Here is a 20,845-nt window from a genome sequence, read left to right as displayed (position 1 = left end):
CGCCGGGACAGAGGGACCAGAGGAAAACCATGCAGATCCACAAGTACGACACCGTCATCGTCGGCGCCGGCGGCGCCGGCATGCGCGCGGCCATCGAGTCGACCAAGCGCAGCCGCACCGCCGTGCTGACGAAGCTCTACCCCACCCGCTCCCACACGGGCGCCGCGCAGGGCGGCATGGCCGCCGCGCTGGCCAACGTGGAGGAGGACAACTGGGAGTGGCACACCTTCGACACGATCAAGGGCGGCGACTACCTGGTCGACCAGGACGCCGCCGAGATCCTCGCGAAGGAGGCCATCGACGCCGTCCTCGACCTGGAGAAGATGGGCCTGCCGTTCGGCCGCACTCCCGAGGGCAAGATCGACCAGCGCCGCTTCGGCGGCCACTCCCGCAACCACGGTGAGGCCCCGGTCCGCCGCGCCTGCTACTCGGGCGACCGCACCGGCCACATGATCCTCCAGACGCTGTACCAGAACTGCGTCAAGGAGGGCGTGGAGTTCTTCAACGAGTTCTACGTCCTGGACCAGCTGGTCGTCGAGGAGAACGGCGTCAAGAAGTCCGCCGGCGTCGTCGCCTACGAGCTGGCCACCGGCGAGATCCACGTCTTCCAGGCGAAGTCGGTCATCTACGCCTCGGGCGGCACCGGCAAGTTCTTCAAGGTGACGTCGAACGCGCACACCCTGACCGGTGACGGCCAGGCCGCCTGCTACCGCCGGGGTCTGCCGCTGGAGGACATGGAGTTCTTCCAGTTCCACCCGACGGGCATCTGGCGCATGGGCATCCTGCTGACGGAGGGCGCCCGTGGTGAGGGCGGCATCCTCCGCAACAAGGACGGCGAGCGCTTCATGGAGAAGTACGCGCCGGTCATGAAGGACCTCGCATCCCGTGACGTCGTGTCCCGCTCCATCTACACGGAGATCCGTGAGGGCCGCGGCTGCGGTCCCGAGGGCGACCACGTCTACCTCGACCTCACCCACCTCCCGCCGGAGCAGCTGGACGCGAAGCTCCCGGACATCACCGAGTTCGCGCGCACGTACCTCGGCATCGAGCCCTACACGGACCCGATCCCGATCCAGCCGACCGCGCACTACGCCATGGGCGGCATTCCGACCAACGTCGAGGGCGAGGTGCTGGCCGACAACACCACCGTCGTGCCGGGCCTGTACGCCGCCGGCGAGGTCGCCTGTGTCTCCGTGCACGGCGCCAACCGTCTGGGCACCAACTCGCTGCTCGACATCAACGTCTTCGGACGCCGCTCGGGCATCGCCGCCGCCGAGTACTCCGCGAAGAACGACTTCGTCGAGCTTCCCGAGAACCCGGCGCAGCTGGTCCAGGAGCAGGTCGAGCGGCTGCGCAACTCGACCGGCACCGAGCGGGTGCACGCCCTCCGCACGGAGCTGCAGGAGTGCATGGACGCCAACGTGATGGTGTTCCGCACCGAGCAGACCATCAAGACGGCGGTCGACAAGATCGCCGAGCTGCGGGCGCGCTACCTCGACGTGTCCATCCAGGACAAGGGCAGGCGGTTCAACACCGACCTGCTGGAGGCCATCGAGCTGGGCAACCTGCTCGACCTGGCCGAGGTCATGGCGACCTCCGCGCTGGCCCGCAAGGAGTCCCGCGGCGGCCACTACCGCGAGGACTACCCGAACCGCGACGACGTCAACTTCATGCGCCACACCATGGCGTACCGCGAGGTCGCCGACGACGGCACCGAGTCGATCCGGCTCGACTACAAGCCGGTCGTCACGACCCGCTACCAGCCGATGGAGCGTAAGTACTGATGGCTACCCCGACCCTGGAAAAGACCGACAAGGCCGAGGCGGGCTTCGCCGACACCCCGTACATCACGGCCACGTTCCGGATCCGCCGCTTCAACCCCGAGGTCTCCGACGAGGTCCAGTGGCAGGACTTCCAGATCTCGATCGACCCGAAGGAGCGTGTGCTCGACGCCCTTCACAAGATCAAGTGGGAGCAGGACGGCACGCTGACCTTCCGCCGCTCCTGCGCGCACGGCATCTGCGGCTCCGACGCGATGCGGATCAACGGCAAGAACAGGCTCGCCTGCAAGACGCTGATCAAGGACATCAACCCGGAGAAGCCGATCACGGTCGAGGCCATCAAGGGCCTCACGGTCCTCAAGGACCTCGTGGTCGACATGGACCCGTTCTTCCAGGCCTACCGCGACGTCATGCCCTTCCTGGTCACCAAGGGCAACGAGCCGACGCGTGAGCGTCTGCAGTCCCCCGAGGACCGCGAGCGCTTCGACGACACCACCAAGTGCATCCTGTGCGCCGCGTGCACGTCCTCGTGCCCGGTGTTCTGGAACGACGGCCAGTACTTCGGCCCGGCGGCCATCGTCAACGCGCACCGCTTCATCTTCGACTCGCGTGACGAGGCGGGCGAGCAGCGCCTGGAGATCCTCAACGACCGTGACGGTGTGTGGCGTTGCCGGACGACGTTCAACTGCACGGACGCCTGCCCGCGTGGCATCGAGGTCACCAAGGCGATCCAGGAAGTGAAGCGCGCGCTGATCACCCGCCGCTTCTGACCCACGCGTTGCCTCAGGGGGCCCCGTTCCGCGCACCGGCCGTGCGCGGAGCGGGGCCTCTTGGTGCATCGGGCGGGCAGGGACGGTACGGTCATGCGGAGCCGCTGACCGGCTCGCTCCTCCCGGGGCGGCACAGCACGGGAGCAGATGGCTTGATGGAGAACGGGGAACGTCAATGAGCGATCCGAATCCGTACGCGGACGACTCATACAAGTGGGGCCCGCCCCAGCCGCAGGGCAATCCGCCCACGATGCCGGACGGCCAGAGCTACGGCTATCCGGCGCCGGGCGCCGCTCCGGCGTACGGCTACCCGCAGCCGCTGCCCGATTCCGCGGCGCAGCCCGGACCCGGTTACGGCTATCCGGGCGCCGGTCAGCCGACCGAGCCCGGCTTCAACCTGCCGGTGCAGCAGGGCGGTGGCGGTGTGCCGATGCTCTCGCTCGGTGACATCACGGTGATGAACGACGGCATCGTGACCCCGTCCGGGACCCTCCCGCTCAAGGGCGCGGTGTGGACGGCGACCGACATGTCGCGCACGGAGGAGAAGATCCCCACCGTGGGCATCGTGCTGGCGATCGTGTTCGCGCTGTTCTGCCTCATCGGCCTGCTCTTCCTCCTGATGAAGGAGAAGCGCACGACCGGCTTCGTGCAGATCACCGTCACCAGTGGCGGGCGCCACCACCAGACGATGATCCCGGCGACGGGGCCCGAGACCTTCCAGTGGGTCATGTCCCAGGTCAACACCGCGCGTTCGATGAGCGCCTGAGACCGGGCCGGCCGCTCCTCCCGCACTCCCCGAGCACGGCGCTCCGGCCCGCCGCCGGAGCGCTGGGACCGCCCGGTCCCGGCAAGGGGATCCCCCGGCTAGCCTTGGGACCGTGGTGAAGCAAGAGAAGAACGTGGCGGACGCGGACGGTCCCGAGCCGGCCGACGGCGACGGGGCGGCCAGGAAGCCCAAGGCGCCGAAGAGCGAGCAGACCCGCACCCTGATCCTCGAGACCGCGCTCCGGCTCTTCGAGGAGCGCGGCTACGACCGGACGACGATGCGGGCCATCGCGCAGGAGGCAGGCGTCTCCGTCGGGAACGCCTACTACTACTTCTCCTCGAAGGAGCACCTGGTCCAGGGCTTCTACGACCGGCTCGCCGCCGAGCACGAGGTTGCGGTGCAGCCCGTTCTGGCCGGTGACAGGGATCTGGCCGTACGTATCCGGGGAGTGCTGCTCAGCTGGCTGGACGTGGCCGGGCAGTACCACCGCTTCGCCGCGCAGTTCTTCAAGAACGCCGCGGACCCGGACAGCCCGCTCTCCCCGTTCTCCCCGGATTCGGCCGCGGCCCGCGAGGCGGTCATCTCGGTGCACGAGCGCTGCCTGTCCGGCTCCTCGACCAAGTCCGACCCCGAACTGGCCGTGCTGCTGCCTCAGTTGATGTGGCTGATGCAGATGGGCCTGGTGCTGTTCTGGGTCTACGACCGGTCCGAGGGCACGGAACGCAGCCGCCGGCTCGTCGAGCGCACCGCGCCGATCGCCGCCCGGGCGATCGCGCTCTCCCGCTTCAGGGTCCTGCGACCGCTCGTGAGGCAGATCCACGACGTGCTGGTGGAGTTCATGCCCGGGGCGCCCTCACGCGGCACCCAGGACACCGGATCCGACTGAGTCCCACGGCCGCCGGCCGGATCCGGCTGAGTCCCACGGCCCCGGCTTCAGGCCTGCGGGGAGGCGAGCTCCACCACGGTGATGTCGGAGGGGGCGCCGACGCGTACGGGCGGCCCCCAGGCACCCGCGCCGCGCGAGACGTACAGCTGGGTGTCGCCGTAGCGTTCGAGCCCGGCGACGGTCGGGTTGGCGAGCTCGGCCAGCATGTTCCCGGGCCAGAGCTGGCCGCCGTGGGTGTGGCCGGAGAGCTGGAGACCGACGCCGTACTCGACGGCGTCATCGATGACGACCGGCTGGTGCGCGAGGAGGACGGAGGCACGGCTGCGGTCCCGGTCGCCGAGCGCCCGGGCGAAGTCGGGGCCCTGGCCCTCGCTCTCGCCCGCGATGTCGTTGACTCCCGCGAGGTCGAAGCCGGCGATCTCGACGCGGGCGTTCTCCAGCGGATGCAGACCCAGCTCACGTACGTGGTCGACCCATTCGGCCGCGCCGGAGAAGTACTCGTGGTTGCCGGTGACGAAGAAGCTGCCGTGGCGCGCCTCCAGCCCGGCGAGCGGCTCGGCCGCGGTGCCGAGATCCTCGACGGTCCCGTCGACGAGGTCGCCCACGACGGCGACCAGGTCGGGCCGGGTCGCGTTGATCGTGTCCACGATGCGGCGGGTGTGGGCGCTGCCCAGGATGGGGCCGAGGTGGATGTCGCTGACCACGGCGATACGGAAGCCGTGGGCGGAGCGCGGCAGCCTGGCGAGCGGCACGGTGATCCGCTTGACCTTGGGGCCGCGCAGCACTCCGTAGGTGCCGTAGCCGACGGTACCGAGCCCGGCGAGAGCAGCCGCTCCGCCGACGGCGCGGGCGACGAACAGCCGCCGCGAGGGGTCGGCGACGGGCCGGGCCGGCGCCTCGGCCGGCGGCGCGGGGTCGGTACGGGTGGCGCCCGTAGCGGGGCCGGGCCCGGCAGCCACGGCGGCGGCCTGGTCCGCGGGGCGGGAGGCCGGCGCGGGGACGCGGCCGGTGTTCTCGTCGGCCGTGGCTGAGACGCGGTCCGCGTCGTCGTCGGCCCTGGCGGGGGCTCCGTCCGGCTGCTCGGTGCCTGCGGCACCGGCGCGGCGGGCGAGCATCCGGCGCAGCAGGGGGCGGACGGCCTCGCCCACCAGCAGGGCCAGCGTCAGGTAGAGCAGGACGGCGAGCCACAGATAGCCCGGCCAGGCCAGCACCTGCTGCAGCCAGAAGGGGAACCCGGCACGGCTGGAGACGAAGGCACCGACGGTCAGCAGCGGCAGCGCGAAGGCCGCCACGGTGCCCGCACGGCGCGCGAGGCCGCCTTTCTCCGTCGTGTCACCGATCAGCCGGCGCCACACATATCTGTGCACGCCCGCGAGCAGCGCGAGAACCGCGACCGCAATGAGTACGAAGACGACAACCACGTACGCTCCCCCGCTGAAACGATCCTGTCCGGACGACGAACCACGCCCGGTCCGTCATCTGCCTTCGCGACGCAAAGCCCTGACACCACGGAACCCGATGACACCCACAGCCGTCCCCAGAAGAAACGAGGTGATGGCGAGCGCGAGATGGACCCAGAAGTACGCAGTCGGGTCGCCCGCGTCGTCGAACGCGAGTCCACTGCCGTCCTTCCAGAGATTCTTCACAAAGGTGACCCAGATGACCCAGCTCCACGCTCCGAAGACGAGCAGGAACCAGGAGACGGGGCGGCTGAGCTTCATGGAACCAGTATCGCCGCCGCGCTCCAGCCCGATCGCCCGGGGTGGGCTGTCCCGGCGGTATGCACGGCGGGTCAGCCCATCCGGGTCCCCATACTCAGCAACGCACTGTACGTTTCCGACCGTGCCTGCTCTGAAAAAGACCGTGATGACGGTCCTCTCCGCCGCGTTGTTGTCCGTATGCGTCGTCAGTCCCGCGGGGGCTGCCGACAAGGACAAGACCGACGACAAACAGCCGAAGCCGACCGGCCCGATGTCGACCCTGGGTGGTGAGCGGCTGGGCGCGGTGGGCACCCAGGTCGAACTGGGGCCCGGCGCCCCGGTCCTGCCGAAGAAGCTCAGCGCACGGTCGTGGATCGTCGCCGACGCGGAGAGCGGGCAGGTGCTCGCGTCCCACAACGCCCACTGGCGGCTGGCGCCCGCCTCCACCCTGAAGATGCTCTTCGCCGACACCGTGCTGCCCGCCCTGCAGCCGAAGACCCTGACCCACACGGTGACCGAGGAGGAACTCGCAGGCGTGGGCGAGGGCAGCAGCCTCGTGGGCGTCAAGGAGGACCACACCTACACGGTCCACGACCTGTGGCTCGGGGTGTTCCTCCAGTCCGGCAACGACGCGGTGCACGTGCTGTCCGAGATGTACGGCGGGGTGCCCGCGACGGTCGCCGCGATGCAGCGTCACGCCGTGGAGCTCCAGGCCCTGGACACGACGGTCGTCTCGCCCGACGGCTACGACTCGCCGAAGCAGGTCTCCAGCGCGTACGACCTGACGCTGATCGCCCGCAGCGGGATGCAGAAGGCCGACTTCCGCGAGTACGCGGCGACGGCGACGGCGACGTTCCCCGGCGAGCAGAAGAAGGGCAAGAAGCGGGAGACCTTCGAGATCCGGAACACCAACCGGCTGATGACCGGCGACATCGGGGTGGAGCCGTACAAGGGCATCGCGGGCGTGAAGAACGGCTACACCTCCCACGCGGGCAACACCTTCACCGGAATCGCCGAACGCGACGGGAAGGTGCTCCTGGTGACGGTCATGCACCCCTCGTCCGACGAGAGCCACGCCGTCTACAAGGAGGCGGCGAGCCTGCTCGACTGGGGTTTCTCAGCCGGAGGCAAGGTGACCCCGGTCGGTGAGCTGGTGCCACCGAAGTCCGCCGTGGCGGCCAAGGGCTCCGAGGCCGCGGCCGGCGGGGAGAAGCCCGAGAAGAAGGAGCACGCGGCTGCGGCGGCGGCCACGACGGCCACGGCCGGCACCAACGGGGTCTGGACCGCGCTGTCGGTCGCCGGTGGGCTGCTGGTGGCCCTGGCCGCCGGAGTGTTCCTGGTCAACCGGCGCTGGCCGCTGCCCGACCTGGTGCGTCGCCTCCCCCGTCGCTGATGTCCGTGCCCTTCCCTTGCGCGGGGCCGCTGCCGCTGTCCTTGCTCGGCGTCGCCGTCCAGGCGGCACAGACCAGCAGCAGCTTCGCGCTGAAGTTGATCCACAGGAGGAGCGCGATCGGCACGCCGAACGCGCCGTACATGCTCTTCGACGCGACATCCCGCATGTAACTGCCGAGCAGCAGCTTGAGCAGCTCGAAGCCGACCGCGCCGACCAGCCCGGCCACGACGAGGCGTCGGCGCGGCGGCTCCACCCCGGGCAGCAGGGTCAGCAGGTAGAGCAGGATGAGGAAGTCCGCGAGGACCGCGACGGCCACGGCGGACACCTGGAGAAGCACCCCGCCCACACCGTTCTCGGGGATCCCCAGGTGGTCGACCGTCCAGCCGATGGCCGTGGAGGCGACCGTCGACACGGCGAGCGTCAGGAGGGCCGCTCCGCCGAGGCCCAGTAGCAGACCGGCGTCCTTGAGCTTGCGGACGATGGGATTCCCCTCGTCCACGTCGTCCTTCTCCCAGACCGCGCGCAGGCAGTCCCGCATCGAGCCGATCCAGCCGATGCCGGTGAAGAGCAGCAGCACACCGGCGACGACTCCCACCGTGCCCGCGTGGGCCACGAGGCTGTCGATGCCGAGCTGGTCCGAGATGCCCGGCACCTGGTCGGCGAGCTTCTCCTTGATCTCGTCCAGCTGCTCGGGGGAGAGCAGCGCGGCGCCGACCGCGGCGCCGACGGCGATCAGCGGGAAGAGCGCGAGGAAGCTGAGGAAGGTGATCGCCGCGGCGAGACGGGTCCAGTGGACCCGGTCCAGCGTCTCGTAGGAGCGCCAGGCGTGCGTCTCCATCAGCCGTGCGACGAGCGGCCCGATGACGGGGAGTTTCTTCAGCCAGTCCATGACGTACGCGTACCCCTCCGGGCGCGGAAAACCGGCGGGGGCGGCCTCTCGGATCATCAATCACCCATTTCGGTGAGTGCTGTAACAAATCCCTCAAAAGGGTTTTGCTGGGCGATACGGTCACGACCATGTCTGTCGACACCGTGTCCTTGTCCGGCTGGGGCCGTACCGCCCCGACGACCGCCCTGCGGTTCCGCCCCCGTACGTACGAAGACGCCGCGGCCGCCGTGCGGGGCCGCGGGCCCCGTGGGGTCGTCGCCCGGGGGCTGGGACGCGCCCACGGTGACGCCGCGCAGAACGCCGGTGGCTCAGTGATCGACATGACCGCGCTGGACCGGATCCGCGCGTTCGACGCACGCGCGGGAACGGTGGTCTGCGATGCCGGGGTGAGCTTGCACCGCCTGATGGAGACACTGCTCCCGCTCGGCTGGTTCGTCCCGGTCACCCCAGCGACCCGCCATGTCACCGTCGGCGGAGCGATCGGCTCCGACGTCCACGGCAGGAACCACCGGACCGCGGGCTCGTTCACCCGGCACGTGCGCTCCTTGGAACTGCTGACCGCCGACGGCGAGGTGCGTACGGTGCCGCCCGGCACCGATCTGTTCGCCGCGACCGCCGGCGGCATGGGGCTGACCGGCGTCGTCCTCTCCGCGACCCTCGGCCTGCGCCCGGTCACCAGCGCTCTGATGTCGGTCGACACCGCACGGGCGGCCGACCTGGACGAGGCACTGGCTCGGCTCACGGCGTGCGGGGACCGCACGCCGTATGCGGCTGCCTGGATCGACCTCCTGGCCCGGGGAAGGGCGACGGGGCGGGCCGTCGTCACCCGCGGGGAGCACGCGCCCTTGGACGCGCTCCCAGCGCGCGCCAGGCGCACGGCGCTCGCGTTCCGTCCGGGACGGCTTCCCACCGTGTCCGCGCTGATCCCCGGGGGGCTGGCGGGCCCGGTCCAGGCGGCGGTCCTGAACGAGATCCGCTACCGCAGTGCCCCTGTCTCGCGGACCGGCGAGCTGCAGAGGGTCTCCACCTTCTTCCATCCCCTGGACGCCGCCCCCCGCTGGAGTCGTCTGCCCGGTCGCGGCGGCTCAGTCCACTACCAGTTCACCGTCGGACACGGCCATGAGGGGACCCTGCACCGCATCGTCAGGCAGCTGACCGTGCGCCGGTGCCCAGCCGTCCACGCCGTGCTCAAACGGTTCGGGGAAGGCGGCCCCGGCTGGCTCTCGTTCCCCGCGCCCGGCTGGACGCTCTCCTTCGTACTGCCCGCCGGCCTGCCCGGTCTTGCCCGTCTGCTCGACCGACTGGACGAGGAGGTGGCGGCGGCAGGGGGCCGGGTCTGCCTGGCGAAGGACGCGCGGCTGCGGCCCGGTCTGCTGGCCGCGATGTACCCGCGGCTGCCCGAGTTCCGGGCGCTGCGCGAGGAGCTGGACCCGGCGGGGGCCTTCCGGTCCGACCTGTCCCGCCGCCTCGCGCTCTGACGTCTGCCGCTGTGCGCACGACGGGCGGCCTCGCCTGGCCGCTGTGTGACGCTCCGGGTCCTGTTCGCCGCCGCAGGCGCTGCTCCACCCGGTCACGGCCCTCCCGCCCGCCCGGTGGCCCTCTCCCCGTTCTGTGGCCCGTCCCCATCCGCTCCACCGCTGCTCCGCCCGCTCCGCCGTTGTCCGCCCGCTCCATCCGCTCCACCGCTGTTGCGGCTCGCTCGCCACACCCGTTCTGTCATCCCGCTAGGAGTTATCCCGTGAAGGACGCCTTCGGTGCCCCGCAGTCCCTGCTCGTCCTCGGCGGTACCTCGGAGATCGGCCTGGCCACCGCGCGGCGGCTGATCGCCCGGCGCACCCGGACCGTCAGGCTGGCCGGGCGGCCCTCCCCCGCACTCGAACGGGCCGCATCCGAGCTGCGCGAGCTCGGGGCCGATGTCCGTACCGTCGCCTTCGACGCGCTCGACTCCGCCTCGCACGAGGAGGTGCTGGGGAAACTCTTCACCGAGGGCGACATCGACATGGTGCTGATGGCGTTCGGCGTCCTGGGCGACCAGGCGCGCGACGAGGAGGAACCCCTCTCCGCGGTCCGGGTGGCACAGACCAACTACACGGGGGCGGTTTCCGCCGGCCTCGTATGCGCCGGCGCACTACAGGCGCAGGGCCACGGATCGCTGGTGGTGCTCTCGTCCGTGGCAGGTGAACGTGCCCGGCGCGCCGACTTCATCTACGGCTCCAGCAAGGCGGGCCTGGACGTCTTCGCGCAAGGGCTCGGCGACGCGCTGCACGGGACGGGCGTACACGTGATGGTCGTACGTCCCGGCTTCGTACGGTCAAGGATGACGGCTGGGCGCGAGGAGGCACCGCTCGCCACGACCCCGGGCGCGGTCGCCGACGCCATCGTGACGGGGCTGCGGCGGCGTTCGGAGACTGTGTGGGTTCCAGGGGCGCTGCGGGTGGTGATGTCGGCCCTGCGGCACGTGCCGCGTCCGCTGTTCCGGCGCCTGGCGGTGCGGTAGGCGCCGCGTACGGTTCAGGTCCGCGCCCGGCCCGCGAGGGCCCGGCCCGCACCGGACGCGACGGGGTCGGCCCGGTACCTGCTCAGGGGTGCAGGGACGGCTGGTCCGTGGAACTGCCGCCCTGGGCCGGTACGGCGGGCGCGTTGCCGCCGGCTCCGAACGGGAACTCGTTGATCTTGCGCCAGACGCTGTCCGCGCCCTGCTCGTACAGGGCGAAGGAACCACAGGTCCAGGCCGCCTCGTACGAGGAGAGCTCCTCGTACGCGCGGTCCATGGCCTCTTCCTCGATGCCGTGCGCCACGGTCACGTGCGGGTGGTACGGGAACTGCAGTTCACGCACCAGGGGCCCGGAGGCCTCCCGGACCCGCTTCTGGAGCCAGGAGCAGGCCGACGCACCCTCGACGACCTGGACGTACACGACCGGCGACAGCGGGCGGAAGGTGCCCGTGCCGGAGAGCCGCATGGGAAAGGGACGGCCTGCCGTGGCGATCTGCGAGAGGTGGGTCTCGATCGCCGGCAGGTCGGCCGCCTCGGCCTCGGTCGGCGGAAGAAGGGTGACGTGGGTGGGGATGCCGTACGCGGCAGGGTCCCCGAAGCTCGCGCGCCGCTCCTGGAGCAGGCTGCCGTACGGCTCCGGGACCGCGATCGAAACGCCAAGCGTTACGGTCCCCACATCGTTCTCCTCAATCGTCGAAGGTCGTTCTTCGGTCGTGCCGACGCCAGTGTGACCCCTTCGGCCGTGGTCCCGCCAGGGTCCTTGGACTCAGTGCTTCGCAGGCAGAAGGCCCATCCGGTCGTAGGTCTGCGCCAGCGTCTCGGCTGCGACGGTCCTGGCCTTCTCGGCACCCTTGGCCAGGAGGGCGTCCAGTGTCTCCGGGTCGTCCAGGTACTCCTGGGTCCGGGTCCGGAACGGGGTGACGAACTCCACCATGACCTCGGCGAGGTCGGTCTTCAGCGCCCCGTAGCCCTTGCCCTCGAACTTCTGCTCGAGATCCGCGACGGCGGTGCCGGTGAGGGTGGAGTAGATGCTCAGGAGGTTGCTGACGCCGGGCTTCTTCTCCGCGTCGAACCGGATAACGGTGTCCGTGTCGGTCACCGCGCTCTTGACCTTCTTGGCGGTGACCTTCGGGTCGTCGAGGAGATTGATCAGGCCCTTCGGCGTGGACGCCGACTTGCTCATCTTGATCGCCGGATCCTGCAGGTCGAAGATCTTCGCCGTCTCCTTGAGGATGTACGGCGCCGGGATGGTGAACGTCTGGCCGAAGCGGCCGTTGAAACGCTCGGCGAGATCCCGGGTGAGCTCGATGTGCTGACGCTGGTCCTCGCCTACCGGGACCTGGTCGGCCTGGTACAGCAGGATGTCGGCGACCTGGAGGACCGGGTAGGTGAAGAGGCCCACGGTCGCCCGGTCGGCGCCCTGCTTGGCGGACTTGTCCTTGAACTGCGTCATGCGGGACGCCTCGCCGAAACCGGTGAGGCAGTTCATGATCCAGCCGAGCTGGGCGTGTTCGGGGACATGGCTCTGGACGAAGAGCGTGCAGCGCTCCGGATCGAGCCCGGCCGCCAGCAACTGGGCGGCGGCGAGACGGGTGTTGGCCCGGAGTTCCCTCGGGTCCTGCGGCACGGTGATCGCGTGCAGGTCCACCACCATGTAGAAGGCGTCGTGGGACTCCTGCAGCGCCACCCACTGGCGGACCGCACCGAGATAGTTGCCGAGGTGGAACGAGCCTGCTGTGGGCTGGATTCCGGAGAGCACGCGGGGTCGATCAGAGGCCATGAACTCATTGTCTCAGGTGTGGAACCGATCTCCGGCAACCGGTGTAGGAAAGATGTGAGGACGCGGGAAGGGGCTCCACAGCCGGGCCTGGAGGAGGGCCGCACCATCGACGACGCGGGTGGCAGCGGTGGTGACGGGCCTGCCGGAGGGTTGTCCGGGAGCCAGGACGGCGGCGAGGCCGCGGTGATCGCTCGTGTGCGCGCCGGGGACGCGGAGGCATACGCGCAGCTGGTGCGCGCCCACACGGGGGTCGCGCTGCGGGCGGCGGCCGCCTTCGGGGCGGGGGCGGAGGCGGAGGACGTGGTGCAGTCCGCCTTCTTCAAGGCATATCAGGCCCTGGGGCGTTTCCGTGACGGCGCGTCCTTCAGGCCGTGGCTGCTGAGCATCGTGATGAATGAGACGAGAAACACGGTCCGCTCCGCCGGGCGGGCGCGCGCGGTGGCCGGCCGTGAGGCCGGCTACCGGGGCGCGGATCCGGTGATACCCGACTCGGCGGACCCCGCGGTGGCCGCCCTCGCCGGTGAACGACGGACGCTGTTGACCGCCGCTCTGGACGAGCTGAGTGAGGAACAGCGTCAGGTGGTGACCTGCCGCTATCTGCTGGAGATGGGCGAGGCGGAGACGGCACAAGCTCTCGGCTGGCCACGGGGGACGGTGAAATCCCGGCTGAACCGCGCCTTGAAGAAGCTGGAGCGGCGGCTCGGCGGGCAGCTGGGCCCGGAGCGGGACGAGCGGAAGGGAGGTGAGCGCGATGGACAGGGCGATGGACGAGACGGGCGGAGCTGACCCTGAGCGCTCCGGGCGGCCGGAGGAGGGGCAGCGGGCGCGGCTGCGGGCTGAGCTGATGGCGCTGCGCGACGGGCTGGTGGTCCCTGACACCGACGGCGCGACGATGGCCGAGCGGGTCCTGGCTCAGATCGTCGCGGACGCGGTGCCCGTGCCCGTGCGAGAGCCACCGGGGCACCTGGAGCGGATCCGGGCGTGGTCCCGCGGACATCTGCGTGTTCTGGCCGCCGTCCTCTCGGGCCTGCTCGTGGTCCTGGTGCTCACGCCCCCGGTGCGGGCGGCAGTGGCCGAATGGTTCCGCTTCGGAGGGGTCGAGGTGCGGTGGGCACCCGGTCCGCCCGGCGATTCCGCCGGCCAGGAGGTCCGGGAGCCGGAATGCGGCATAGGCGTGCCCATGCACGAGGCGGTCCGGCGGGCGGGCTTCCGGCCGGTGGTGCCCGGCGTGCTCGGGACTCCGGACACCGTGGCGGTGAGCGGGCTGCCTGAAGGGCGGTCGATGGTCACGCTGTGCTGGCGTGAGGGCGGGCGGACGGTACGGCTCGATTCGTTCGCGTCCGGCCTCGATCCGTACTTCACCAAGCAGGTGCGCATCAAGCCGCAGTGGCTGGAGCTGCACCGCGATGGTGGGGACGGCGAGCAGGACGGCCGGGCTGCGGGGCAGTCCGACGCGGCATGGTTCGCGGGGCCGCATGTCCTGGAGTTCATGATGATTGAGGAGAACGGCGACCGGTGGGTCAGGAGTGAAAGGACCGCCGGGCCGACCCTGTTGTGGATGCGGGACGGGCGGATGACGTTCCGGCTGGAAGGCGTGGACGAGCCGGCACGGGCGCGTGCGATCGCCGAGTCCACGCTCTGAGCGGTCCGGAGGCGGCAGGGCCCCGCCGAACGGAACCTGACGGCCTCGGCCGGTGTATCCGAGGTGACGCTGTCCGGAGGGACCGGACGGGTCGGAGCAGGGGGACGACATGCGACGACAACTGAGGACGAGGGCGAGTGCGGGGCTCGGGGGGAGGAGCAGGAGGGCCCGGGGGGCACGTTGTTTCGCCGTTCTCGCGATGGCGCTCGGCATGGGCCTGCTGTCGGCACCCGGTGCGTCGGCAGGAGGGCCGACGAGTGTGCTGATCACGTCTCCGTCGAGCGGCGAGGCAGCTGCGCTCAGCGGCTCCGACGCTAGGTACGGCTCGCTGGAGGCACTGCTCGGCCCGGGGGACGAGGGCCAGCGGTCGCGGCCTTCGTCACTGGACGGCTCGGCGGGGGCCCGGCAGATCAATGTGGCGTGGATGGCTCTCGATCTGCAGCCGGCCAGGACCGATCGGGTCTTCCCGGGTGCGTCTCCGGGCACCGTCTGGATCCACACCGCGACCGAAGTCCCTGACACCTATCGAGGTCACTGGCACCGGGCGTCCGAGCCGGAAAGGCTGGTCGCGCTCTTGGAGGAGCTCGGTCTGATGGGCAGGCCGAGCCCTGAGAAGGCAGCCCCGGCTCTCTTCCCGGAGCCCTGGGAGAGCGAAAGCTTGTTCGGACGGAAGGCCGATCCGCAGCCGCCGGCGGCGGAGCCCGCTTCCGCAGCGGTGCCCGCTTCGTCGGCGGCGCCGGAAACCTCAGGGAGGTACGCGCTCCTGAGCCACTGGTGGTGGGCGATACCCGGCCTCGTGGTGGGGTCCGCGCTGACCCTGGCGACCCTGCGCTCAAGGGCCCGCATCCGGGAGCCCGGCTCCCGGCGTCAGGAGCTCCTGGACGGCTGAGCTGCGGCAGCTCACGGGGACGCGACAGCGCTGCGGGAGCGGGAGGCGGAGGTTGTGGCCTGAGGAGGCGGCGCTGCGGAAGGAGGCAGCGCCGCAGGAGGCGAGGACGGGGGCGCGCCGCGCGCGGAAGGTTTCCGGGTCCTGAATCCGACCGACGATACAAAGTGGGCACACCCCGCCCACGCCGCACGACGAACGGAGATCCCGTGTCGACCACGGACACCGCCATCGCCTCCGCAGAGGCGCACAGCGCGCACAACTACCACCCGTTGCCGGTCGTCGTCGCCTCGGCGGACGGCGCATGGATGACCGATGTCGAGGGCCGCCGTTACCTCGACATGCTCGCGGGCTACTCGGCACTCAACTTCGGACACCGCAACCGGCGTCTCATCGACGCGGCGAAGGCTCAGCTCGAACGCGTCACGCTGACCTCCCGCGCCTTCCACCACGACCGTTTCGCCGAGTTCTGTACGCAGCTCGCCGAGCTCTGCGGCATGGAGATGGTCCTCCCCATGAACACCGGGGCGGAGGCTGTGGAGACAGCGGTGAAGACGGCCCGCAAATGGGGTTACCGCGTCAAGGGCGTCCCGGACGGAATGGCGAAGATCATCGTCGCCACCGACAACTTCCACGGCAGGACGACCACGATCGTCAGCTTCTCCACCGACCACGAGGCGCGGGACGACTTCGGCCCGTACACACCGGGCTTCGAGATCGTGCCGTACGGGGACCTCACAGCACTGTCCGAAGCGATGACGGAGAACACCGTCGCGGTGCTGATGGAACCGATCCAGGGCGAGGCAGGTGTTCTGGTCCCGCCGCCGGGTTATCTGGCAGGGGTGCGGGAGATGACCCGGGAGAGGAATGTGCTGTTCGTCGCGGACGAGATCCAGTCGGGTCTGGGCCGCACCGGGCGGACGTTCGCGTGTGAGCACGAGGGTGTCGTGCCCGACATGTACGTGCTGGGCAAGGCGCTGGGCGGTGGTGTGGTGCCCGTCTCGGCCGTCGTGTCCTCAGCCGCGGTGCTCGGGGTCTACAGGCCGGGCGAGCACGGATCCACGTTCGGCGGTAATCCGCTCGCCTGCGCGGTCGCCCTGGAGGTGGTCGCGATGCTGCGCACCGGGGAGTTCCAGCAGCGCGCCGCCGAGCTGGGCGACCATCTCCACCACGAGCTGGGACTGCTGACAGGCGGCGACGCGGTGCGGGCGGTGCGGGGACGGGGTCTGTGGGCAGGGGTCGACATCTCCCCGGCTCTCGGGACGGGCCGGGAGATCTCGGAGAAGCTGATGGACCGCGGGGTGCTGGTCAAGGACACCCATGGCTCCACGATCCGGATCGCCCCACCCCTGGTGATCAGCAAGGAGGACCTGGACTGGGGCCTGGAGCAGCTCCGCGGCGTGCTGGCCGACTGAATCCGGATCAGCGGGGGCGGGCGATCACGCGTTCAGAGGATGACGTGGGGCAGGAATCGGGCGTACTCGTCCGTGATCAGCCCCGCCGATTCCCGGATGCCGAGCCCAGCGGACTCGTTCTCGACCACCCAGGCACCCAGAACCACACGGTTGCCCGCGAAGTCGGGCAGGGGCGCCAGCTCCTGGTAGCAGCAGGGCTCGTCGCGCGTCACAGGGGCGCTGCCCGGTTCGTGGACGGTGACCCCGGCACCTTCACGGCCGAGCAGCGGCTTGGCGACGTATCCCGCTCCGCCGGCGCCGGCCAGTTCGCGGGGGCCGTCGAGGTAGGCGGGGAGGAGATTGGGGTGATCCGGGTACAGCTCCCAGAGGATGGCCAGCAGCGCCTTGTTGGAGAGGAGCATCTTCCAGGCGGGCTCGATCCAGCAGGTGCTCCCGGTGCCGCCGCCGTTGTCGAGGGTGTCCAGTACGTGCGGGCCGAAGCGGTCGGTCGTCAGCCATTCCCACGGGTACAGCTTGAAGCAGCTGCGGATGAAGCGGAGCCGCTCGTCGACGAAGCGGCCGGACAGCCGGTCCCAGCCGATCCGTTCGACGGAGAGCGCCTCGGTGTCTATCCCGGCCTGAGCGGCGGTCTCCCGCAGATAGGCCACCGTCATCAGGTCCTCGCCCAGCTCGTCACCGTCGGAGTGGGCGAAGTGCAGGGGGCCGGGCGGCAGCAGCGGGGCCTGCCGCTTCCACGCGTCGACGAGACGCTCGTGCAGGGAGTTCCACTGGTCGGCCCCGGGGAAGCGGTCCTCCATCCAGAACCACTGGGGACTGGCGGCCTCCACGAGCGAGGTGGGGGTGTCCGCGTTGTACTCCAGCATCTTGGCGGGGCCGGCCCCGTCGTAGCGCAGGTCGAACCTGGCGTACAGGGAGGGAAGTTCGGCACGGCGCCGCCAGGACTCGGCGACCAGGCGCACCAGCCGGGGGTCGGTGATGCCGAGATCGGCGAAGCGGTCGTGCTCGACGATGTGTGCGGCGGCGGCCAGGCACATCGCATGGAGCTCCTCCACGACTTCTTCCAAGGCCTCGACCTCGGGCAGCGAGAAGACGTAGTAGGCACTCTCGTCCCAGTAGGGGCGCAGAGATCCGTCCGGGTAGCGGGTCAGGGGGTAGATCAGCCCCTGCTCCTCGACGGTCTCCTGCCAGCCGGGGCGCGGTTCCATGGTGCGGCGTTCCATGAGGGTCTCAGCCGCCGCTGGAGCCGGAGGAGCCGAATCCGTCGCGTTCGACCGCGGACTTGTCGAAGCTGCCGCCGGAGACCCGGTTGTTGCTGCTGCTGCCCCCGTAGTAGTACTTGCCGCTGCCGCTGCTGTCCTCGCACTCGTAGCTCGGCAGGATCTCCTGGGTCACCGGATCGACGCAACGCTCGTCCGGTTCCGAACTGCAAGCGGTGAGCGTTGCCGCGAGCATTCCCATGCCGCCGAGCACGACCGTGCTCGACCTCAGCCTGCGCCTGTTCATGTTCTGTTCTCCCCCGTCGTACCCACGAGCCTGCGTCCGCCGACCCGCGAACTGCCAGTCAGATTAGATGCACGGCCCTCTCCGCTGAAACCCGGTGCCGCCCACTCCTTCCGCGCGCCCCGGCCTCCCCGGCTACGGGAGCACCCGGCAGAGGGCGTCGAGCGCCCCTGCCCAACCGCTCTCGGACGGTGTTCCGTAGCCGATGACCAGCCCTTCACGGCCCGGTTCCGCGTCCTGGTGCCGGAAGCGCGACAGCCGCTCCAGCGCGAGCCCTTGCCAGTTGGCCGCCTGGACGACCGACTGTTCCGTGCCCTCGGGGAGTTCGAGTACAGCGTGCAGCCCCGCCGCGATGCCGGTCACCCGGAAGCCCGGTGCCCGCTCGGCGAGTGCCTGGACGAGCTGGTCGCGACGGCGCCGGTAGCGCAGCCGCATGGCGCGCACATGCCGGTCGTACGCCCCTGACGCGATGAACTCCGCGAGGGTCAGCTGGTCCGGCGTCGCGGTCATCCACTCGGGACCGCCCTTGGCGTCGCACACCTCCGACACCAGCCCCTCCGGCAGCACCAGCCAGGCCAGCCGGAGCCCCGGAGCCAGCGACTTGCTCGCCGTTCCCATGTGGACGACCCGTTCCGGGTCGAGCCCCTGAAGCGCGCCCACGGGCTGCCGGTCGTAGCGGAATTCGCCGTCGTAGTCGTCCTCGAGGAGCAGGCCGCCCGAGGACCGCGCCCAGTCGACCGCCGCGGCCCGCCGGTCGGGGTGGAGCGGAACTCCCGTGGGGAACTGATGGGCGGGAGTCAGCAGTGCGGCGCCCACATGGCGCATACCGCCCAGTTCCCCCGTCCTGGCCCCGAGCTCGTCGACCGGGAGGCACGGAGTGGCCAGGCCGGCCCCGTTCAGCAGATTCCAGTGGATGTCCAGCCCGCACGACTCGACGGCCGCCTCCCGCACCCCACGCTGTGCCAGCACCTTCCCCATCAAGCTGAGCCCTTGGACGAACCCGGAGCAGATCACGATGCGCTCAGGATCCGCGTACACCCCGCGTGCTCGCGCCAGATAACCGGCCAGGACGGTACGCAGCTCGATGCGGCCCTGTGGGTCGTCGTACCCGAAGGCCTGGTCCGGCGCGGCGCCGAGGGCGCGCCTCGACGCCTTGAGCCATTCGGCGCGCGGGAAGGCCGAGAGGTCCGGCGACCCCGGCATCAAGTTGTGGGTGGGCCGCCCCCGCACCGGCCGGGACGGGACACGCCTGGACTCCGGCCCGGCCGCGTCGGCGCGCTGCGCGACCCTGGTCCCGGATCCCTGCCTCGCGGTGAGCCACCCCTCGGCCACGAGCTCGGCATAGGCGTCGGCGACGGTGTTGCGTGCGATCCCGAGATCCACGGCCAGCGTCCTGGAGGAGGGCAGCCGGGTGCCCGGTGCCAGCCGGCCGCTCCGGACGGCCTCCCGCAGCGCGTTCATCAGCCCGCTGCGCAGACCCGCGCCGAGCGGTTCGATATGCAGGTCGGCCCCGAAAGCGGCCCAGGAATCTGTCATGGAAATGGACCATACCGCTGCGCCACCCGCCGACTAGCGTCGTTCCCATGACGACGCACACACAGAACCACGCGACCTCTGAGTACGCCCCCGAGCACCCGGCCCGCCTGCAGTGGGCGCAGCTCGTCCCCGATGTCTACAAGGCCATGGTCCGGCTGGACGCCGCGTCCCGTAAGGGTCTCGACCCGACTCTGCTCGAACTGGTCAAGGTCCGCGCCTCTCAGCTCAACCACTGCGCCTTCTGCCTGGACATGCACTCGAAGGACGCGATCGCGGCCGGCGAGTCCGTCGAGCGCATCGTCCAGCTCAGCGCCTGGCAGGAGTCGCTGCACTTCTACACGGAGAAGGAACTGGCGGCGATCGAGCTGACGGAGGCGGTGACGATCCTGACCGACGGGTTCGTCCCGGACGAGGTGTACGCGAAGGCTGCCAAGCAGTTCGAGGAGGCCGAGCTCGCCCAGCTGATCGCCTCCATCACGGTGATCAACGCGTGGAACCGCTTCGGCGTGACGTGCCGGCTGGCTCCCGGGCACCACACCCCCGGCAGCCACTGAGCCACTGCGCCACTGCGAGACAGGGCCCGTCACACCCCTTCCGCCCGTACGCACCACTTCGCCCCGGAGTCCTGATGACCGACCCCGCATCCGTCTTCCGCGCGCTGCACCACGGCCGCCGGCCCGGCGTTCCCCTGGTCCTGCCCGGCCCGTGGGACGTCCCGAGCGCGCAGGCGTTCGAGGAAGCCGGCTTTCCCGCGCTCGCCACCCCGAGCGCCGGTGTCGCCGCGTCCCTCGGGTACGCCGACGGGCAGACGCCCGCCGCCGTGATGTTCGCGGCGGTGGCCAGGATCGCGCGAGCGGTGTCCGTTCCTGTGTCGGCGGACATCGAGGCCGGGTACGGGCTGGCCCCGGACGAACTCGTCGGGCGTCTGCTGGAAGCCGGTGCGGTCGGCTGCAATCTGGAGGACTCCGTCGACGGAGTCCTCGTGGACCCGCGCGAGCAGGCCGACCGGCTCGCGCGGGTCCGCGCCGCGGCGGGCGGCGGCCTCTTCGTGAACGCGCGCATCGACACGTACGTCCACGGCACCCCGGGTGCGACGGACGCGGAGGCGGAGGCGGACACGATCGCCCGCGCCCGGCTCTACGCCGAAGCCGGTGCGGACTGCGTCTATCCGATCATGGCCCCGGCGGACTCCCTTCCCCGGCTGGCGGCTGCCGTCACCGTGCCGCTCAACGCCCTCGGCACCCCCGACGGCCCGTCCGCGACGCGGAGGCTCGGTGAACTGGGCGCTGCGCGCATCACCTTCGGGCCACAACTGCAGCGCAGGGCCGTGGAGGCCGTACGCGGCCTGGCCGACCGGCTCGCCGGCCGCTGAGCCACGCATGAGGGCGCCCCCGGCGGCATTCGCTG

21 protein-coding genes are annotated in these 20,845 nt (G+C 70.7%); 13 read left to right on the top strand and 8 right to left on the bottom strand.

The features are described 5' to 3' along the window. Positions 1-29 precede the first annotated feature (29 nt). The 4 genes from sdhA (at position 30) to HED23_RS04330 (ending at position 4,203) form a co-directional block, all read left to right on the top strand. Positions 30-1,784: a succinate dehydrogenase flavoprotein subunit gene (gene sdhA, locus HED23_RS04345; RefSeq protein WP_203182096.1), complete on the top strand. Its 1,755-nt coding sequence runs from the start codon at positions 30-32 to the stop codon at positions 1,782-1,784. After that, positions 1,784-2,551, top strand: coding sequence for a succinate dehydrogenase iron-sulfur subunit (locus tag HED23_RS04340; protein WP_203182095.1), 768 nt, complete (start codon positions 1,784-1,786; stop codon positions 2,549-2,551). The genes sdhA and HED23_RS04340 overlap by 1 nt, the downstream gene beginning before the upstream one ends. Before the next feature lie 175 nt (positions 2,552-2,726). Continuing rightward, positions 2,727-3,317, top strand: coding sequence for a hypothetical protein (locus HED23_RS04335; protein WP_203182094.1), 591 nt, complete (start codon positions 2,727-2,729; stop codon positions 3,315-3,317). 112 nt (positions 3,318-3,429) lie between these two features. Next, positions 3,430-4,203 (top strand): TetR family transcriptional regulator, encoded by a 774-nt coding sequence (locus HED23_RS04330; RefSeq protein ID WP_420803017.1) that lies wholly within the window; start codon positions 3,430-3,432, stop codon positions 4,201-4,203. Positions 4,204-4,250: 47 nt separating this feature from the next. On the opposite strand, the gene HED23_RS04325 is transcribed toward HED23_RS04330, so the two are convergent. Together HED23_RS04325 and HED23_RS34905 are read right to left on the bottom strand one after the other, a co-directional pair. After that, entirely contained in the window at positions 4,251-5,624 is a 1,374-nt protein-coding gene (locus tag HED23_RS04325; RefSeq protein ID WP_203182093.1) for a metallophosphoesterase, read from the bottom strand. A 54-nt stretch (positions 5,625-5,678) separates the two neighbouring features. After that, positions 5,679-5,924, bottom strand: coding sequence for an SCO4848 family membrane protein (locus HED23_RS34905; RefSeq protein ID WP_238441841.1), 246 nt, complete (start codon positions 5,922-5,924; stop codon positions 5,679-5,681). Positions 5,925-6,045: 121 nt separating this feature from the next. On the opposite strand from HED23_RS34905, the gene HED23_RS04320 reads away from it, so the two are divergent. Beyond that, positions 6,046-7,296, top strand: a complete 1,251-nt coding sequence (locus HED23_RS04320) for a D-alanyl-D-alanine carboxypeptidase family protein (RefSeq protein WP_238441840.1) — start codon at positions 6,046-6,048, stop codon at positions 7,294-7,296. On the opposite strand, the gene HED23_RS04315 is transcribed toward HED23_RS04320, so the two are convergent. Next, the gene (locus tag HED23_RS04315; RefSeq protein WP_203187351.1) at positions 7,244-8,185 is read right to left on the bottom strand and encodes a YihY/virulence factor BrkB family protein; all 942 of its coding nucleotides are present in this window, start codon (positions 8,183-8,185) and stop codon (positions 7,244-7,246) included. The two genes, HED23_RS04320 and HED23_RS04315, sit on opposite strands and share 53 nt — an antisense overlap. A gap of 128 nt (positions 8,186-8,313) precedes the next feature. On the opposite strand from HED23_RS04315, the gene HED23_RS04310 reads away from it, so the two are divergent. Together HED23_RS04310 and HED23_RS04305 are read left to right on the top strand one after the other, a co-directional pair. After that, the gene (locus HED23_RS04310) at positions 8,314-9,663 is read left to right on the top strand and encodes an FAD-binding oxidoreductase (protein WP_203182091.1); all 1,350 of its coding nucleotides are present in this window, start codon (positions 8,314-8,316) and stop codon (positions 9,661-9,663) included. A gap of 260 nt (positions 9,664-9,923) precedes the next feature. Beyond that, on the top strand, positions 9,924-10,682 hold the full coding sequence (locus HED23_RS04305; protein ID WP_203182090.1) for a decaprenylphospho-beta-D-erythro-pentofuranosid-2-ulose 2-reductase: 759 nt from the start codon (positions 9,924-9,926) through the stop codon (positions 10,680-10,682). An 82-nt stretch (positions 10,683-10,764) separates the two neighbouring features. Here the strand turns inward: HED23_RS04305 and HED23_RS04300 are convergent, their stop codons facing one another. Both HED23_RS04300 and trpS read right to left on the bottom strand, forming a co-directional pair. Then, a complete protein-coding gene (locus HED23_RS04300; RefSeq protein ID WP_203182089.1) occupies positions 10,765-11,355 on the bottom strand; it encodes a 2'-5' RNA ligase family protein in 591 nt (196 codons plus the stop codon). A 90-nt stretch (positions 11,356-11,445) separates the two neighbouring features. Continuing rightward, positions 11,446-12,459: a tryptophan--tRNA ligase gene (trpS, locus tag HED23_RS04295; RefSeq protein WP_238441839.1), complete on the bottom strand. Its 1,014-nt coding sequence runs from the start codon at positions 12,457-12,459 to the stop codon at positions 11,446-11,448. Positions 12,460-12,513: 54 nt separating this feature from the next. Here trpS and HED23_RS34900 point away from each other — a divergent pair, with 54 nt between their 5' ends. The 4 genes from HED23_RS34900 to rocD all read left to right on the top strand — a co-directional run bounded on the left by HED23_RS34900 (position 12,514) and on the right by rocD (position 16,402). After that, positions 12,514-13,245 carry an RNA polymerase sigma factor gene (locus HED23_RS34900; RefSeq protein WP_386474007.1) on the top strand — a complete coding sequence of 244 codons (732 nt, stop codon included), beginning with the start codon at positions 12,514-12,516 and terminating at the stop codon, positions 13,243-13,245. Then, entirely contained in the window at positions 13,211-14,101 is an 891-nt protein-coding gene (locus HED23_RS04285; RefSeq protein ID WP_238441838.1) for a hypothetical protein, read from the top strand. Before HED23_RS34900 ends, HED23_RS04285 begins: the two co-directional genes overlap by 35 nt. A 259-nt stretch (positions 14,102-14,360) precedes the next feature. Beyond that, positions 14,361-14,990 carry a hypothetical protein gene (locus tag HED23_RS04280; RefSeq protein ID WP_203182086.1) on the top strand — a complete coding sequence of 210 codons (630 nt, stop codon included), beginning with the start codon at positions 14,361-14,363 and terminating at the stop codon, positions 14,988-14,990. A 206-nt stretch (positions 14,991-15,196) separates the two neighbouring features. Next, positions 15,197-16,402: an ornithine--oxo-acid transaminase gene (gene rocD, locus HED23_RS04275; protein ID WP_203182085.1), complete on the top strand. Its 1,206-nt coding sequence runs from the start codon at positions 15,197-15,199 to the stop codon at positions 16,400-16,402. Between the two features lie 32 nt (positions 16,403-16,434). Here the strand turns inward: rocD and HED23_RS04270 are convergent, their stop codons facing one another. The 3 genes from HED23_RS04270 to HED23_RS04260 all read right to left on the bottom strand — a co-directional run bounded on the left by HED23_RS04270 (position 16,435) and on the right by HED23_RS04260 (position 19,438). Beyond that, the gene (locus HED23_RS04270; RefSeq protein ID WP_203182084.1) at positions 16,435-17,622 is read right to left on the bottom strand and encodes a glutathionylspermidine synthase family protein; all 1,188 of its coding nucleotides are present in this window, start codon (positions 17,620-17,622) and stop codon (positions 16,435-16,437) included. Positions 17,623-17,629: 7 nt separating this feature from the next. After that, the gene (locus HED23_RS04265) at positions 17,630-17,905 is read right to left on the bottom strand and encodes a hypothetical protein (RefSeq protein ID WP_203182083.1); all 276 of its coding nucleotides are present in this window, start codon (positions 17,903-17,905) and stop codon (positions 17,630-17,632) included. 132 nt (positions 17,906-18,037) lie between these two features. Continuing rightward, a complete protein-coding gene (locus tag HED23_RS04260) occupies positions 18,038-19,438 on the bottom strand; it encodes a PLP-dependent aminotransferase family protein (RefSeq protein ID WP_203182082.1) in 1,401 nt (466 codons plus the stop codon). Between the two features lie 47 nt (positions 19,439-19,485). On the opposite strand from HED23_RS04260, the gene HED23_RS04255 reads away from it, so the two are divergent. Together HED23_RS04255 and HED23_RS04250 are read left to right on the top strand one after the other, a co-directional pair. Further along, on the top strand, positions 19,486-19,992 hold the full coding sequence (locus HED23_RS04255; protein WP_203182081.1) for a carboxymuconolactone decarboxylase family protein: 507 nt from the start codon (positions 19,486-19,488) through the stop codon (positions 19,990-19,992). A gap of 74 nt (positions 19,993-20,066) precedes the next feature. Next, positions 20,067-20,810: an isocitrate lyase/PEP mutase family protein gene (locus tag HED23_RS04250; RefSeq protein WP_203182080.1), complete on the top strand. Its 744-nt coding sequence runs from the start codon at positions 20,067-20,069 to the stop codon at positions 20,808-20,810. Positions 20,811-20,845: the final 35 nt, after the last annotated feature.

This window comes from Streptomyces pratensis, assembly GCF_016804005.1.
Classification (GTDB): Bacteria; Actinomycetota; Actinomycetes; order Streptomycetales; family Streptomycetaceae; genus Streptomyces; species Streptomyces pratensis_A.
Note: the sequence above shows the minus strand (reverse complement) of the source record. Positions and strands in the feature narration are given on the sequence as shown.

What these genes read in the sequence shown, in the direction of transcription:
- HED23_RS04260 (WP_203182082.1), bottom strand. Translation starts at nt 19,438, where the DNA reads ATGACAGATTCCTGGGCCGCTTTCGGGGCCGACCTGCATATCGAACCG.
- HED23_RS04270 (WP_203182084.1), bottom strand. Translation starts at nt 17,622, where the DNA reads ATGGAACGCCGCACCATGGAACCGCGCCCCGGCTGGCAGGAGACCGTC.
- HED23_RS04255 (WP_203182081.1), top strand. Translation starts at nt 19,486, where the DNA reads ATGACGACGCACACACAGAACCACGCGACCTCTGAGTACGCCCCCGAG.
- HED23_RS04250 (WP_203182080.1), top strand. Translation starts at nt 20,067, where the DNA reads ATGACCGACCCCGCATCCGTCTTCCGCGCGCTGCACCACGGCCGCCGG.
- HED23_RS04315 (WP_203187351.1), bottom strand. Translation starts at nt 8,185, where the DNA reads ATGGACTGGCTGAAGAAACTCCCCGTCATCGGGCCGCTCGTCGCACGG.
- HED23_RS34905 (WP_238441841.1), bottom strand. Translation starts at nt 5,924, where the DNA reads ATGAAGCTCAGCCGCCCCGTCTCCTGGTTCCTGCTCGTCTTCGGAGCG.
- HED23_RS04340 (WP_203182095.1), top strand. Translation starts at nt 1,784, where the DNA reads ATGGCTACCCCGACCCTGGAAAAGACCGACAAGGCCGAGGCGGGCTTC.
- HED23_RS04335 (WP_203182094.1), top strand. Translation starts at nt 2,727, where the DNA reads ATGAGCGATCCGAATCCGTACGCGGACGACTCATACAAGTGGGGCCCG.
- sdhA (WP_203182096.1), top strand. Translation starts at nt 30, where the DNA reads ATGCAGATCCACAAGTACGACACCGTCATCGTCGGCGCCGGCGGCGCC.
- HED23_RS04285 (WP_238441838.1), top strand. Translation starts at nt 13,211, where the DNA reads ATGGACAGGGCGATGGACGAGACGGGCGGAGCTGACCCTGAGCGCTCC.
- HED23_RS04310 (WP_203182091.1), top strand. Translation starts at nt 8,314, where the DNA reads ATGTCTGTCGACACCGTGTCCTTGTCCGGCTGGGGCCGTACCGCCCCG.
- trpS (WP_238441839.1), bottom strand. Translation starts at nt 12,459, where the DNA reads ATGGCCTCTGATCGACCCCGCGTGCTCTCCGGAATCCAGCCCACAGCA.
- HED23_RS04265 (WP_203182083.1), bottom strand. Translation starts at nt 17,905, where the DNA reads ATGAACAGGCGCAGGCTGAGGTCGAGCACGGTCGTGCTCGGCGGCATG.